This is a genomic window from Castellaniella sp., from assembly GCF_034674885.1.
GTDB lineage: Bacteria > Pseudomonadota > Gammaproteobacteria > Burkholderiales > Burkholderiaceae_B > Castellaniella.
Genome location: NZ_JAUCDS010000004.1, coordinates 105,483 through 118,697, shown reverse-complemented (window position 1 = coordinate 118,697; position 13,215 = coordinate 105,483). Strand labels below are relative to the sequence as shown.

Annotated in this window: 12 protein-coding genes and 1 riboswitch; of the genes, 5 read left to right on the top strand and 7 right to left on the bottom strand. The window is 65.1% G+C overall.

The features are described from left to right. Positions 1 to 160: 160 nt before the first annotated feature. Positions 161 to 2,437 carry a nitric-oxide reductase large subunit gene (locus tag VDP74_RS04495; protein ID WP_322998430.1) on the top strand — a complete coding sequence of 759 codons (2,277 nt, stop codon included), beginning with the start codon at positions 161 to 163 and terminating at the stop codon, positions 2,435 to 2,437. Positions 2,438 to 2,508: 71 nt separating this feature from the next. Here the strand turns inward: VDP74_RS04495 and gnd are convergent, their stop codons facing one another. The 7 genes from gnd to VDP74_RS04460 all read right to left on the bottom strand — a co-directional run bounded on the left by gnd (position 2,509) and on the right by VDP74_RS04460 (position 9,231). Continuing rightward, on the bottom strand, positions 2,509 to 3,549 hold the full coding sequence (gene gnd, locus VDP74_RS04490) for a phosphogluconate dehydrogenase (NAD(+)-dependent, decarboxylating) (protein WP_322998429.1): 1,041 nt from the start codon (positions 3,547 to 3,549) through the stop codon (positions 2,509 to 2,511). 61 nt (positions 3,550 to 3,610) lie between these two features. Next, on the bottom strand, positions 3,611 to 4,891 hold the full coding sequence (locus tag VDP74_RS04485) for a purine-cytosine permease family protein (RefSeq protein ID WP_322998428.1): 1,281 nt from the start codon (positions 4,889 to 4,891) through the stop codon (positions 3,611 to 3,613). A gap of 54 nt (positions 4,892 to 4,945) precedes the next feature. Then, positions 4,946 to 5,038, bottom strand: a riboswitch (TPP riboswitch). An 88-nt stretch (positions 5,039 to 5,126) separates the two neighbouring features. Continuing rightward, positions 5,127 to 5,540 (bottom strand): aspartate 1-decarboxylase, encoded by a 414-nt coding sequence (gene panD / locus VDP74_RS04480; protein ID WP_322998427.1) that lies wholly within the window; start codon positions 5,538 to 5,540, stop codon positions 5,127 to 5,129. 112 nt (positions 5,541 to 5,652) lie between these two features. Beyond that, positions 5,653 to 6,408 carry a lipoyl protein ligase domain-containing protein gene (locus tag VDP74_RS04475; protein ID WP_322998426.1) on the bottom strand — a complete coding sequence of 252 codons (756 nt, stop codon included), beginning with the start codon at positions 6,406 to 6,408 and terminating at the stop codon, positions 5,653 to 5,655. Then, complete coding sequence (locus VDP74_RS04470) at positions 6,408 to 6,878, bottom strand: TM2 domain-containing protein (protein ID WP_322998425.1); 471 nt, start codon at positions 6,876 to 6,878, stop codon at positions 6,408 to 6,410. The genes VDP74_RS04475 and VDP74_RS04470 overlap by 1 nt, the downstream gene beginning before the upstream one ends. Before the next feature lie 86 nt (positions 6,879 to 6,964). Beyond that, a complete protein-coding gene (gene glpK, locus VDP74_RS04465; RefSeq protein ID WP_322998424.1) occupies positions 6,965 to 8,458 on the bottom strand; it encodes a glycerol kinase GlpK in 1,494 nt (497 codons plus the stop codon). Then, entirely contained in the window at positions 8,455 to 9,231 is a 777-nt protein-coding gene (locus VDP74_RS04460; protein WP_322998423.1) for a DeoR/GlpR family DNA-binding transcription regulator, read from the bottom strand. The genes glpK and VDP74_RS04460 overlap by 4 nt, the downstream gene beginning before the upstream one ends. 133 nt (positions 9,232 to 9,364) lie before the next feature. Between VDP74_RS04460 and VDP74_RS04455 the strand changes: the two genes are divergently transcribed. From VDP74_RS04455 to VDP74_RS04440, 4 genes are read left to right on the top strand one after another with little or no spacing between them, the layout of a single operon-like run. Then, positions 9,365 to 10,447 carry an ABC transporter ATP-binding protein gene (locus VDP74_RS04455; RefSeq protein WP_322998422.1) on the top strand — a complete coding sequence of 361 codons (1,083 nt, stop codon included), beginning with the start codon at positions 9,365 to 9,367 and terminating at the stop codon, positions 10,445 to 10,447. Continuing rightward, the gene (locus VDP74_RS04450) at positions 10,434 to 11,513 is read left to right on the top strand and encodes an ABC transporter ATP-binding protein (protein ID WP_322998421.1); all 1,080 of its coding nucleotides are present in this window, start codon (positions 10,434 to 10,436) and stop codon (positions 11,511 to 11,513) included. The genes VDP74_RS04455 and VDP74_RS04450 overlap by 14 nt, the downstream gene beginning before the upstream one ends. After that, on the top strand, positions 11,510 to 12,403 hold the full coding sequence (locus tag VDP74_RS04445; protein ID WP_322998420.1) for a sugar ABC transporter permease: 894 nt from the start codon (positions 11,510 to 11,512) through the stop codon (positions 12,401 to 12,403). Before VDP74_RS04450 ends, VDP74_RS04445 begins: the two co-directional genes overlap by 4 nt. Next, positions 12,396 to 13,214 carry a carbohydrate ABC transporter permease gene (locus VDP74_RS04440; protein ID WP_322998419.1) on the top strand — a complete coding sequence of 273 codons (819 nt, stop codon included), beginning with the start codon at positions 12,396 to 12,398 and terminating at the stop codon, positions 13,212 to 13,214. Before VDP74_RS04445 ends, VDP74_RS04440 begins: the two co-directional genes overlap by 8 nt. Position 13,215 lies beyond the last annotated feature (1 nt).

Genomic DNA, 13,215 nt, shown 5'->3' with positions numbered 1-13,215 from the left:
CCCCATTCGATCGGGTAGAAATTACCTCTTTTGATCTATATCAGTGTTTTCCCTAGGTTTTGCAACTGGCACAGTTTTTGCTTGATGAAATGTGAAGTGAAAAAAGGGAGCGCCTTCCGGCGCGATTCAGCAATCCTCACAGCTGCAGAAGGAGCGCAGGATGGGTGAGTACAAGAAGTTATGGTGGGCGCTGATCGGCGTCCTCTTGGTGTCATTTGGTATCCTGGGATGGATGGGCAAGGAGGTCTATCATCAGGCGCCTCCAATCCCGGGCCAGGTCGCCACGGCCAGCGGCCAGGTTCTCATGACCGAGGAACAGATCCTCGACGGTCAGGTGGCCTGGCAGACGGCGGGCGGCATGACCGTGGGCTCGATCCTGGGCCATGGGGCGTATCAGGCGCCCGACTGGACGGCCGACTGGCTGCACCGCGAACTGACGGCTTGGCTGGACCTGGCTGCGCAAGAGCGTTTCGGGCTCAATTTCGATCAGCTCGATGGCGACAACCAGGCGGTGCTGCAGCGTCAGCTCAAGGCTGAATACCGCAAGAACACCTACGATGCCGCCACGGATACCGCCCTGGTATCCGATCGCCGCGCCCGGGCCATCACGCAGACGGCCGCCTACTACGACAAGCTGTTCGGCGACGATCAGTCGCTGCGTCAGAGCCGTATCAGCTTCGCCATGAAGGAAGGCACGCTGCCGACGGCCGAGGCGCGAGCCCGCCTGGCGAATTTCTTCTTCTGGACGGCGTGGGCAGCATCTACCGAACGCCCCGACACGACGGCGACCTACACCAACAACTGGCCGCATGAGCCGCTGATCGACAACGTTCCGACAGCGGAAAACATCATCTGGTCCATCATGAGCGTGATCATCCTGATCGCCGGCGTGGGCCTGCTGGTCTGGGCTTGGGCCTTCACGCGCAAGGAAGAAAAGGAACCCGATGCGCCAGCGCGCGACCCGATCCTGGGCATGGCGCTGACCGATTCGCAGTTGGGCCTGGGCAAGTACCTGTTCCTGGTGGTTGCCCTGTTCGTCGCCCAGATCTTCATCGGCGGCTTCACCGCGCACTATACGGTCGAAGGCCAGACGTTCTATGGCGTCAACGTGTCCGAATGGCTGCCGTATTCGCTGGTGCGCACCTGGCACATCCAGGCGGCCCTGTTCTGGATCGCCACCGGCTTCCTGGCAGCGGGTCTGTTCCTGGTGCCGATCCTGAACGGCGGCAAGGACCCGAAGTTCCAGAAACTGGGCGTCGATATCCTGTTCTGGGCCCTGATTCTGGTCGTGGTCGGTTCGTTCACTGGCAACTTCGCGGCCATCGCCCACCTGATCCCCCAAAGCTGGAACTTCTGGCTGGGGCACCAGGGTTACGAGTACGTCGAGCTGGGCCGCCTGTGGCAGATCGGCAAGTTCCTGGGCATCGTGTTCTGGCTGGTCCTGATGCTGCGCGGCATCGTGCCGGCGCTCAAGCAGAAGGGCGACAAGAACCTGCTGGCCCTGTTCAGCGCCTCGGTGATCTGTATCGGCCTGTTCTACGGCGCCGGCCTGGTCTACGGCGAGAAGACCAACATCACCATCATGGAATACTGGCGCTGGTGGGTGGTCCACCTGTGGGTCGAAGGCTTCTTTGAAGTGTTCGCCACCGCTGCCCTGGCCTTCATCTTCTCGACCATGGGGCTTGTGTCCAAGCGGGGCGCGACTGCGGCCAGCCTGGCTGCGGCCGTGCTGTTCATGCTGGGTGGCACCCCGGGCACCATGCACCACCTGTACTTCTCGGGCACCACCACCCCCATCATGGCCATCGGCGCTTCGTTCAGCGCACTGGAAGTCGTGCCGCTGGTCGTGCTGGGCTATGAGGCCTGGGAAAACTGGCGCCTGAAGTCCCGCGCTCCGTGGATGGAAAACCTGCGCTGGCCGCTGAAGTTCTTCGTCTGCGTCGCCTTCTGGAACATGTTCGGTGCCGGGGTGTTCGGCTTCATGGTCAACCCGCCCGTCGCGCTCTACTACATCCAGGGTCTGAACACGACCGCCGTGCACGCGCACGCCGCCCTGTTCGGTGTCTATGGCTTCCTGGCCCTGGGCTTCACCCTGTTCGTGCTGCGCTACATCCGGCCGAACATGCAGTTCAACGACGGCCTGATGAACACCTCGTTCTGGTGCATGAACATCGGTCTGGTGATGATGATCGTGCTCAGCCTGTTGCCCATCGGCCTGATGCAGTTCCACGCCAGCATCAGCGTGGGAACCTGGTGGGCTCGCAGCGAGGCCTTCATGCAGCAGGACATCCTGCAGACCCTGCGCTGGATGCGCACCTTCGGCGACGTGGTCTTCATCGTCGGCGGCCTGGGGGTCATGTGGCAGGTTGCCACGGCACTGTTCGGCAGCAAGTCGGCACCCGCCGCGAATGCCGGCCTGGCCACGCAACGCAGCTGATCGTTTCAGTCTTGCAAAGGGGCGCCCGAAACGGGCCCCCGACCGGACCCACCTCGAGAGAGGTGGGTTTTTTATTTCTGGGTATCGGCGCTGTCTGCTGCAGAGTGCGGCAGTTCCACATGCCCGCCAAAAGCATGCCGCATGGCCGACAGCACCCGGTTGGCGAAGTCGTCCTCGCCGCGCGAGGCAAAGCGCGAGTACAGCGCAGCGCTGAGCACGGGCGTGGGCACGGCCTCGTCGATGGCGGCCTGGATGGTCCAGCGGCCTTCGCCGGAATCGGACACGCGCCCCTGGAATCCCGACAGGGCCGGGTTGCCGGCCAGGGCGGAGGCGGTGAGATCCAGCAGCCAGGAACTGATGACGCTGCCATGGCGCCAGAGTTCGGCGATATCGGGCAGGTTCATGTCGTACTGATAGTGTTCCGGATGGCGCAGCGGCGTCGTTTCGGCCGTTGCGGTTTGCGCCTGGTGCCCGATGTTGGCATGGCGCAGGATGTTCATGCCTTCGGCATAGGCGGCCATGATGCCGTATTCGATGCCGTTGTGCACCATCTTCACGAAATGGCCGGCGCCGTGCGGGCCGCAATGCAACCAGCCTTGATCCGCCGTGCTGGCGCCCGGATTGCGGCCCGGTGTGACCGGCTGCGTGCCTGCGCCCGGGGCCAGGGTGGTGAAGATCGGGGTCAGGTGTTCGACGGCCTGATCGCCGCCCACCATCAGGCAATAGCCGCGCTCCAGGCCGGCGATGCCGCCGCTGGTGCCGACGTCCACATAGTGGATGCCCAGGGGAGTCAGGGCTTTCGCGCGGCGCAGGTCATCGTGATAGTGGGAATTGCCGCCATCGATGACGATGTCGCCGGCCTGCAGCATCGGTGTCAGTTCGGCCAGCACGGCATCGACCGTGCCGGCCGGAACCATCAGCCAGATGGCGCGTGGCGCCGCCAGCGCGGCCACCAGATCCTGCAGGGTCGTGGCCCCGACGGCGCCTTGCGCCGCCAGGCGGCCGATGGCCGCGTGATCCCGGTCGTGCACCACGCAGTCATGGCCGCCGCGCAGCAGGCGGGTTGTCATATTGGCGCCCATGCGCCCCAGTCCGATCATGCCGATTTGCATTGTGGAACCCGAAAGAAGTAAGGGGGAGACGGTCGCCGCTGGCTTGTCCCGGACTCGGACGTCAGGCGGGTTGGGCGCTTCGAGCGTGTGCCCGGGCGCTCAGCGCTCCCAGCGCGAAAGTCAGCAGCAGCGTCGGAAGGGCGCTGCCGTATTGCGGCGCCCACAGGGCCAGCGCATGGTAGCACACGATACCCAGCACCCAGATCAGGGCCGGGGCGGCATGCACCAGCCGCTGCGGCTCTGCGGCGGGCAGGTCGCGCAGCCCCAGCCGCCCCAGGATCGTGCCGAACAACGGCACGAAAACCGAACTGAGCGTCAGCAGGAAGGGTTCCAGCGAGTGCATGGGCAGCACCATGGCCAACGCCATCGACAGCACGGCCAGCACGGTGCCCCAGGCCTTCAGGCTCAGGCGCGGCAACAGGCTGTGGCTGCTGACCGATCCCGAATACAGGTCGCCATAGGTGTTGTCCAGTTCGTCGATCAGGATCAGGCCCAGGGCGAGCAGGCCGCCTTGGGCCATCAGCAGGGCGCTGACCATGTCGGTGTCCGGTCCGGTGACCGTGATCACCAGCACGCCCAGCGCGTAGCACCAGATGTTGGCGATGGTGTAGCCCAGCCAGGTTCCCGCCAGTGCGCTTTGGCCGCTGCGCCCGTGGCGGGCGTAGTCGGCGACCAGGGGCAGCCAGGACACCGGCATGGCGATGACCAGATCCAGGGCCTGGAAAGTGTTCATGCTGCCATCGCCCATGCGCTGCCACAGGCTCTGGAAGGCATCGCCATCCAGCTTCAGGCCGAACTGGACCGTCAGCCAGATCAGCGACAGCACCACCAGGGGCAGGCCGACGCGACTGACGATGCGCCGGACCAGCGTGACCATCGACCCGCGCAGCAGCAGCAGGACGATGAATCCCCAGAACAGCGTGGGCAGCACCAGGCCGGTGTCCAGGCCCAGGGCGCGTTGTCCGATGGCGCGAGTGCCGTCGCGCATGATGACCAGTTCGAAGGTCGCCCAGCCGACCAGCTGCACGACGTTGAGCAGCACGGGCAGGCGGGCGAAGCCCCGGCCATAGACCGAGTGGATCAAGCCTGCGCTGGACAGGCCGCTGTCGCAGCCGATGCGGGCCACCCAGGCCAGCAGCCCCGCTCCCAGGATGGACCCGGCCACCACCGCGATCAAGGCGGCCCGTGTGCCCAGCGCGGGCACCAGGTAGGCGCCGATCTGGATGACCAGCAGCCCCACGCCCAGGCTGAACCACAGGGCCATGTGGTCATGCCAGCCGAAGACGCGCTCGATCGGCGAGCCGGAGGATGGGGAGGTCAGCGGGGATGACTGCGGATTCATGGCATGCCTGTCTGTCTAATGGCAGGAGGGCAGGCGCACGCGACGGAAAGCCGTCGCTGTAGCGAGCTGCTTTCCTGCGCGAGGATGATCTCAATCAGGTTCGAAGGGACTGTCTCAGCCGCTGTGGCGGCACCCCTAGCGAGGCTCGAAAATAGGCGAAACGTCAATGATTGTAGGTGGCCGGCCGCAGATCGGCAAGAACGTTGCCGGACGTGGTCCGACGGCCGGCCCGGTTTCAGTCGAATTGCACGATCTCGAAGCTCAGGCGGCCCTGCTCGTCGCGGCCCACGGAATACCCCAGGTGTTCGCGTACGCTGTTGTCGGGATGGAAGGTCAGCACCACGGGCTTGATGTGCTCCAGCTCGGATTCCTGGATGTATTCGGAATTCGCGATGATGACCTCGTCGCCACGCTGGCAGGTACGGGCAGCTGCGCCGTTCAGGATGCAGCAGCGCGAACCGCGTTCGCCGTAGATGACGTAGGTGCTGATGCGGGCGCCGGAATTCTTGTTCCAGATGTCCACGAACTCCATGGGCAGGATGCCGGCCGCCTCGCAGTGGTCGGGATCCAGCGTGATGGATCCGTGGTAGTCCAGGTCGGCTCCGGTGACGCGGATGCCGTGCAGTTTGGCGCGGACGATTTTTCTCATTGTGGTTCCAGGAGGGCTAGGTTGAGCAGGCCGTATTCTAGCGCCTTGCACTGCAGCATTCCAGGTGAATGATGGGGAGGGTCTGGCGAAATGGCAGGCCGGATATGCGTTCTCAGGGGCGGACGTCCGCGTGGTGCAGCACGTCTTCCAGGCGCGCGCGGAATGCGGCCGGAAACCCCGCCCGATCGGTCGGGGGCAGGAGTGTGTCGAGTGACAGGATTCGGTCTGCCTCATACCGTCTGGGGTTGCCCAGGGCGGCTTCCAGGGCGTTGGCCCGGGCGGTTGCCGTCGCCGTGTCGCATTGCAGCAAAATCAGGGCATGCGCCAGGCCGACGTGACGGCCGTCCGCCGTACCTGCCGGATGCGCGGCAGAGGCCGGGATGTGCCGCCAGAGCTGCGCCGTTCCGGCGATCTTGCGAGCGGGGGTGCCGACGGCCAGGTTGTAGCGCCCGTCACAGAAGGACCCTTCCACCGCGCGCGCCTGGGCGTCGATGCCGAAAAACAGCAGAGCGGTGGCCATCAGGCTGCACAGGTGCTGGTAGAGTCGGTCGGAATGGTCCAGCGGCCGGCCCTCGAAGGCCTGCGCCAGGCTGAAGTTCAGGATGCCGGTTCCTTGCGGCACAACGCCGCCGCCCGACTGTCGGACATGGATGGGCCAGCCCTGGGCAGCAAAGGCGGCCTGCGCCTCGGCGAATCCTGGGCGGGCGGCGTAGGTGCGCGGCACGACCAGTCCCTGATGGGCCTGCCAGAGGCAGGCGACCGGGCAGTCGACAGCCTGCGCCAGCAGCGCCTCGTCAGCCAGCGGCCCGCCGAGCGGGTCGAGGCCGAGATCCAGCAGCCGGTAGTGCGCGGGTGCGGTGACCGGCATCAGTGCAATTGCGTGGCGGCGAAGGTCTCGTCGTCCATGAACAGATAGCGGATGGCGTCAATCAGCCCCAGCACCACGGCCAGGGGTATGAAGATCCAGGCCATCACCAGAAAGCCCAGGCCCCAGCCGATCTGCCCCAGGAAGAATCGGTGTGCGCCCAGCCAGCCCAGGAAGATGGCCAGCACGATGGCGATGCGCCGCTGGGATGTCGGCCGGCCAAGGGACTCGCGGCGGGACCCGAGGATCCATAGGCTGGCCGGTACGGTCAGCAGCAGCGCCAGCAGGACTTTGCCGGTGTGCGCCTGCAGGTAGGCGCTGACGACGGTGAAGAGCTCGTCGAGGTTGCGGATCAGTACACCGGTCAGGCTGGAGATCCAGGCGAAGACCTGGCCGAAGGCCAGCTCGCCGAAGCTGAGCGCCAGCAGGATGACGATGAAGACAGCGACGATCAGAATGATTTTCTTGAACATGGAGGGCGGTCGGTAGCCTGGAAAAATCCGCTGCGCCCCAGCAGTGCGCGGCGGCTTGAACCATCATTCTATCGGGATTGGCGCGGTCAGCGCGCCGTAGCCTGGCGGATGGCGTGATCCCACTGCGCCAGGCGTTCGGTCGCCTGGTCTCGGGGCATGGCCGGATCGAACTGGCGCTCGACGCGCCACAGGGATTCCAGTTCCTGCAGGTCAGCGTAGACGCCGGCCTGCAGGCCGGCCAGGAAGGCCGCCCCCAGGGCCGTGGTTTCCACCATGGTGGGGCGCAGCACCGGGATGCCCAGCAGATCGGCCTGAAATTGCATCAGCAGGTCGTTCACGCAGGCACCCCCATCGACCCGCAGCGCCTGTAGTTCGGCGGCGCCGGCCGCCTGCGCGTCACGGCTCATGGCCTGCAGCAGGGCGGCGCTCTGGTAGGCGATGCTCTCCAGTGCGGCGCGAGCGATGTGCGCCATCGTCGTGCCCCGTGTCAGGCCGGTGATCGTGCCGCGCGCCTGCGGGTCCCACCAGGGGGCGCCCAGCCCCGTGAAGGCCGGCACGAACATGACGCCGGCCGAATCGGGCACGCTGCGGGCCATTTCCTCGATGTCGCTGCTGCGGGTGAAGGCGCGCAGACCATCGCGCAGCCACTGGACCACGGCACCGCCGACGAACACGCTGCCTTCCAGGGCGTAGGCGGGCCGGGCGTCAACCTGCGCGGCACTGGTCGTCACCAGGCCGTTTTGCGAGACCTGGAAGTGTTCCCCCGTGTGCATCAGCATGAAACAGCCCGTGCCGTAGGTGTTCTTCGCCATGCCGGGACGAAAGCAGGCTTGGCCGAACAGGGCGCTTTGCTGGTCACCGGCCACGCCGCAGATGGGCACGGCCTGGTCCAGGATGCCGGGCGCAGTCTGGCCGAAATCGGCGGCCGAGGGCTGAATCTGCGGCATCATGGCGGCTGGAATGTCCAGGCGGTCCAGCAGATCGGCATCCCAGGCGTTGCGGTGCACGTCCATCAGCATGGTACGGGCCGCATTGCTGACGTCGGTCAGGTGGCATCGGCCCCCCGTCAGTTGCCAGATCAGCCAGCTGTCGACTGTGCCGAACAGCAGTTCGCCTGCCCGGGCGCGCGCGCGGGCGCCCGGCACCTGGTCCAGGATCCATTTCAGCTTGGTCGCCGAGAAATAGGCATCGATGCGCAGTCCCGTGCGCTGCAGGATCGTGGCCTCCAGGCCCTGGTTGCGCAATTCGGCGCAGGTGGGCTCGGCGCGCCGGTCCTGCCAGACGATGGCGTGATGGATGGGTTCGCCGGTGCGGCGGTCCCAGACCACCGTGGTTTCGCGCTGGTTGGTGATGCCGATGGCGCGGATGTCGCGGGCGGATACCCCCGCCCGATGCAGGGCCTCGTGCATCGTGTCCTGCTGGGTGCGCCAGATCTCCATGGCATCGTGTTCCACCCAGCCCGGCTGCGGGTAGTGCTGGGTGAATTCGCGCTGCGCCAGCCCGACGATGCGGCCCTGGCGGTCGAACACGATGCTGCGGGTGCTGGAAGTGCCCTGGTCCAGGGCGAGCAGGTACGTCATGAGGGGTCCTCGGGTGCAATCACGCAATCGACTTCGGCGGCCTTCAGCAGGCCGGGAAAGGGCTCGGGGGGGCGGGTGTCGGTGAACAGGCGATCGATCTGCGCCAGATCGCCCACTCGCACCATCGCCGGCCGATGGAATTTGCTGGCGTCGGTCGCCATCCAGACCTCGCGGGCCGATTGCATGATGGCCTGCGACACCTTCACTTCCCGGTAGTCGTAATCGCGCAGCGTGCCGTCTTCTTCGATGCCGGAGATGCCCATCAGCGCGATGTCGACGCGAAACTGGCGGATGAACTCGACGGTGGCCTCGCCGACGATGGCCAGGTCCCGGGGGCGCACGTTGCCGCCCGCCAGGATGACCTCGCAACCGGGCTGATGCCCCAATGTATAGGCGACGTTGATGTTGTTGGTGATGATGCGCAGCCCCGTGTGGCCCGTCAGGGCCTGGGCGATGGCTTCGGCAGTCGTGCCGATGTTGATCATCAGCGAACAGTCGTTGGGGATCGCCCGTGCGATGGCCTGCGCGATGCGCCGTTTTTCGTTGGCATGCAGCTGGGCACGTTGGCGGTAGGCGATGTTTTCCGTGGTCGAGGCCGGCAGCCGCGCCCCGCCATGAAAGCGGATCAGCTGGTTGGCCTCGGCCAGGCGCTGCACGTCGCGCCGCACGGTCTGGACCGTGACCTGCAGGTGGTTGGCCAGGTCATCCAGGCTGGACGAGCCTGCGATGTGCAGGTGCTTGAGCAGCCGGATCTGACGCGGATTGGGACTCATGATCTCGACGGGAGTTCGAACAAAATGACTGTACAACGAAACAAAGAGAACCGATCCTAGGGTTTATATGGACGACAAATAGATCAAAAGCGAACAATAATGCTCAAAATAGAACCTTGAGGAGAACCGTTCCATGCTGCTTGAATTGGCAGGGATCGATAAGCAGGTGGGCGCGGATACCTGGCTGTACCCGTTGGATCTGGCACTGCAGGAATCCGCCGTCACCGTGCTGCTGGGGGCTACGCGCGCAGGCAAGACCAGCCTGATGCGCATCATGGCAGGCCTGGACGCCCCCTCGAACGGGCGTGTGTGCGTGGATGGGCAGGACGTGACCGGCGTGCCGGTGCGCCGCCGCAACGTCGCCATGGTGTATCAGCAGTTCATCAACTACCCCTCCATGACAGTGGCCGACAACATTGCGTCTCCCATGCGCCTGCGCGGGCAGCGCGACGTCCGATCCAGGGTGCTGGACATCGCCCGCACCCTGCACATCGAGGAATTCCTGGATCGCCTGCCAGCCGAACTGTCCGGCGGCCAGCAGCAGCGGGTCGCGCTCGCTCGGGCGCTGGCAAAGGACGCGCCCCTGATGTTGCTGGACGAACCGCTGGTCAATCTGGACTACAAATTGCGTGAAGATCTGCGCGAAGAACTCGGGGTCATGTTTTCCCAGGGCCGCTCGACCGTGGTGTATGCCACGACCGAACCGGCGGAAGCCCTGCTGCTGGGCGGATATGCGGCCGTGCTCGATCGCGGCGAATTGCTGCAGTATGGCCCCACCATCGATGTCTTCCGGCGGCCGAGTTCCATGCGGGTGGCGCGGGCGTTCAGCGATCCGCCCATGAACTTCCTCCAGGCCCGGGCCGACGGCGTGGCGCTGCATGTCCAGGGCATGGATGCGCCGCTGCTGCCGGGCGGTGCGGTGGTGCCGGCCGGAGCCGTCACGATTGGCCTGCGGGCCGCCGATCTGTCGCTTCGGGATCAGGGCGAGGATTGCCGGATCGACGGGCAGGTGCAACTGGCGGAAATCTCGGGCTCGGCCACCTATGTTCACGCACAGACCCCGGTGGGCAATTTGATTGCCCAGGTGCCGGGTGTCAGTCATCACAGCCTGGGCGAGGCCATCACGCTGCACTTTGCCAGCCGCCGGGCTTATGTGTTCGGCGCAGACGAATCCCTGGTGCGCGCGCCGCAGGAGGCCCACCATGGCGCGCATTGATCTGGATCTGGCGCACAGCTACCAGCGCGTGGCGCGCTCCGATGCGGATTACGCCCTGCTGCCGCTGAAGATCACCTTCGAGGACGGCGGCGCGTATGCCTTGCTGGGGCCGTCGGGCTGTGGCAAGACGACCATGCTGAACATCATTTCCGGCCTGGTCCAGGCGTCGCACGGGTCGGTGTGCTTCGATGGCGTGGATCGCACCCGGGACACGCCGCAGCAGCGCAATATCGCCCAGGTGTTCCAGTTTCCCGTGATCTACGACACCATGACGGTGGGCGAGAACCTGGCCTTTCCCTTGCGCAACCGCAAGGTGCCGTCGGCTCAGGTGCGTGAACGCGTGGGGCGCATTGCGGAAATGCTGGATCTGTCCGCCGTGCTGGACCAGCGGGCCGCCAATCTGGCGGCGGACGCCAAACAGAAAATCTCGCTGGGGCGCGGACTGGTGCGCCCGGACGTGTCGGCGGTGCTGTTCGACGAACCCCTGACGGTCATCGATCCCCACCTGAAATGGGAACTGCGCCGCAAGCTCAAGCAGATCCACCATGAACTGGGCCTGACACTGATCTACGTCACCCACGATCAGGTCGAGGCCATGACCTTTGCCGATCAGGTGCTGGTGATGGCGCGCGGCCGGGTGGTGCAGCAGGGCACGCCTGCTGAATTGTTCGAACGGCCGCGTCACACTTTCGTGGGTCATTTCATCGGTTCGCCCGGGATGAACCTGCTGCCGGTCGAACGGCGAGCTGATCGGTCTCTGTGGTTGGGCGAACACGTGCTGCCCGGGGGCGAATCCCTGGCGCTGCCCGAGGGACCCCTGATCCTGGGTATCCGCCCCGAATACCTGCGCGTGCTGGCGCAGCCCGGGCCGGGCGTCGTCACGGCCGTCGTGCAGCGTGTCCAGCACGTGGGTACCAGCCAGTTGATCAGCGCCCAGGCGGGTGACCGGGAACTCAAGGCCCACATCGCACCGGACGCGCCGGCGCCTGCGCCCGGCGCCCAGGTTCATCTGGCGCTGCTCGATCCCCACACCTGCTTCTACCAGAACGAGGAGCTCATCGCATGAGCGCAGCCGTCAAACCCGTCAATCAGAAGGCCTGGTGGCTGATCCTGCCGGTCGTCCTGTGCGTGGCCTTTTCCGCCATCATCCCGCTGATGACCGTCGTGAATTACTCGGTCCAGGACATTCTCGGCCCCAACCAGGCCGTGTTCGTCGGCACCGAATGGTTTGCCAGCGTCATGCGCGACGAAGACCTGCATGCCGCCCTGTGGCGTCAGCTGATGTTCTCTGGCGCGGTGCTGGCCATCGAGATCCCCCTGGGCGTGATGCTGGCGCTGTCCATGCCGGCCAAGGGCTGGCGGGCCTCGGCGGTCCTTGTCATCGTGTCGCTGTCCCTGCTGATCCCCTGGAACGTCGTGGGCACCATCTGGCAGATCTTCGGGCGCACCGACATCGGCCTGTTCGGCTGGACGCTGACGCAGCTGGGCATCAATTACAGCTACGTGGGCAATCCGGCACAGGCTTGGCTGACCGTGCTGTTGATGGATGTCTGGCACTGGACTCCCCTGGTGGCGCTGTTGGCCTATGCCGGCCTGCAGGCCATCCCCCAAGCCTATTATCAGGCGGCCAGCATCGATGGCGCCAGCAAATGGGCGGTCTTTCGCTACATCCAGCTGCCAAAGCTGCGTGGCGTCCTGATGATTGCCGTGCTGCTGCGCTTCATGGACAGCTTCATGATCTATACCGAGCCGTTCGTGCTGACGGGGGGCGGGCCGGGCAGTTCTACGACGTTCCTGAGCCAATACCTGACGCAGAAGGCCATCGGGCAGTTCGACATGGGGCCGGCTGCGGCGTTCTCCCTGGTGTATTTCCTGATCATCCTGCTGCTGTGTTTCGTCCTCTATAACTGGATGCTGCGGGTCGGTACGAGCACGACGGAGGCCCGTCATGACTGAACGCAACTGGCTGCCGCGCAAGCGCACGGTCTTTCTGGTGCTGTACCTGCTGTTCGCTCTGGCGCCCATCTACTGGATGGTGGTCATGAGCTTCAAGACCAATCAGGGCATCCTGGCCGAATTCTCGGTGTTTCCCCGCGAATTCACGCTGGACAGCTACCGCCTGATCCTGACCGACCCGTCCTGGTACATGGGCTACGTCAACAGCCTGGCCTATGTCTGCCTGAACATGGTCATGGCCATCGCGGTGGCCCTGCCTGCGGCCTACGCCTTCTCGCGTTATTCCTTCCTGGGTGACAAGCACGTCTTCTTCTGGCTGCTGACCAATCGCATGACCCCGCCCGCCGTCTTCCTGCTGCCGTTCTTCCAGCTGTATTCGACGCTGGGGTTGCTGGATACCTACTGGGCGGTGGCACTGGCCCATCTGCTGTTCAACGTGCCGCTGGCGGTCTGGATCCTGGAAGGCTTCATGAGCGGCATTCCCCGCGAAATCGACGAGACCGCCTATATAGACGGCTACAGCTTCCCGCGATTCTTCCTGACGATCTTCCTGCCCCTGATCAAATCCGGGGTCGGAGTGGCGGCCTTTTTCTGCTTCATGTTCAGCTGGGTCGAATTGCTGCTGGCGCGCACCCTGACCAGCGTCGATGCCAAGCCCATCGCAGCCATCATGACGCGCACGGTGTCGGCCTCGGGCATGGATTGGGCGACTCTGGCGGCGGCCGGTACGCTGACCATCGTGCCTGGCGCCATCGTCATCTGGTTCGTCCGTCACTATATAGCCAAGGGCTTCGCCATGGGGCGGGTCTAGG

What these genes read in the sequence shown, in the direction of transcription:
- VDP74_RS04495 (WP_322998430.1), top strand. Translation starts at nt 161, where the DNA reads ATGGGTGAGTACAAGAAGTTATGGTGGGCGCTGATCGGCGTCCTCTTG.
- gnd (WP_322998429.1), bottom strand. Translation starts at nt 3,549, where the DNA reads ATGCAAATCGGCATGATCGGACTGGGGCGCATGGGCGCCAATATGACA.
- VDP74_RS04485 (WP_322998428.1), bottom strand. Translation starts at nt 4,891, where the DNA reads ATGAATCCGCAGTCATCCCCGCTGACCTCCCCATCCTCCGGCTCGCCG.
- panD (WP_322998427.1), bottom strand. Translation starts at nt 5,540, where the DNA reads ATGAGAAAAATCGTCCGCGCCAAACTGCACGGCATCCGCGTCACCGGA.
- VDP74_RS04475 (WP_322998426.1), bottom strand. Translation starts at nt 6,408, where the DNA reads ATGCCGGTCACCGCACCCGCGCACTACCGGCTGCTGGATCTCGGCCTC.
- VDP74_RS04470 (WP_322998425.1), bottom strand. Translation starts at nt 6,878, where the DNA reads ATGTTCAAGAAAATCATTCTGATCGTCGCTGTCTTCATCGTCATCCTG.
- glpK (WP_322998424.1), bottom strand. Translation starts at nt 8,458, where the DNA reads ATGACGTACCTGCTCGCCCTGGACCAGGGCACTTCCAGCACCCGCAGC.
- VDP74_RS04460 (WP_322998423.1), bottom strand. Translation starts at nt 9,231, where the DNA reads ATGAGTCCCAATCCGCGTCAGATCCGGCTGCTCAAGCACCTGCACATC.
- VDP74_RS04455 (WP_322998422.1), top strand. Translation starts at nt 9,365, where the DNA reads ATGCTGCTTGAATTGGCAGGGATCGATAAGCAGGTGGGCGCGGATACC.
- VDP74_RS04450 (WP_322998421.1), top strand. Translation starts at nt 10,434, where the DNA reads ATGGCGCGCATTGATCTGGATCTGGCGCACAGCTACCAGCGCGTGGCG.
- VDP74_RS04445 (WP_322998420.1), top strand. Translation starts at nt 11,510, where the DNA reads ATGAGCGCAGCCGTCAAACCCGTCAATCAGAAGGCCTGGTGGCTGATC.
- VDP74_RS04440 (WP_322998419.1), top strand. Translation starts at nt 12,396, where the DNA reads ATGACTGAACGCAACTGGCTGCCGCGCAAGCGCACGGTCTTTCTGGTG.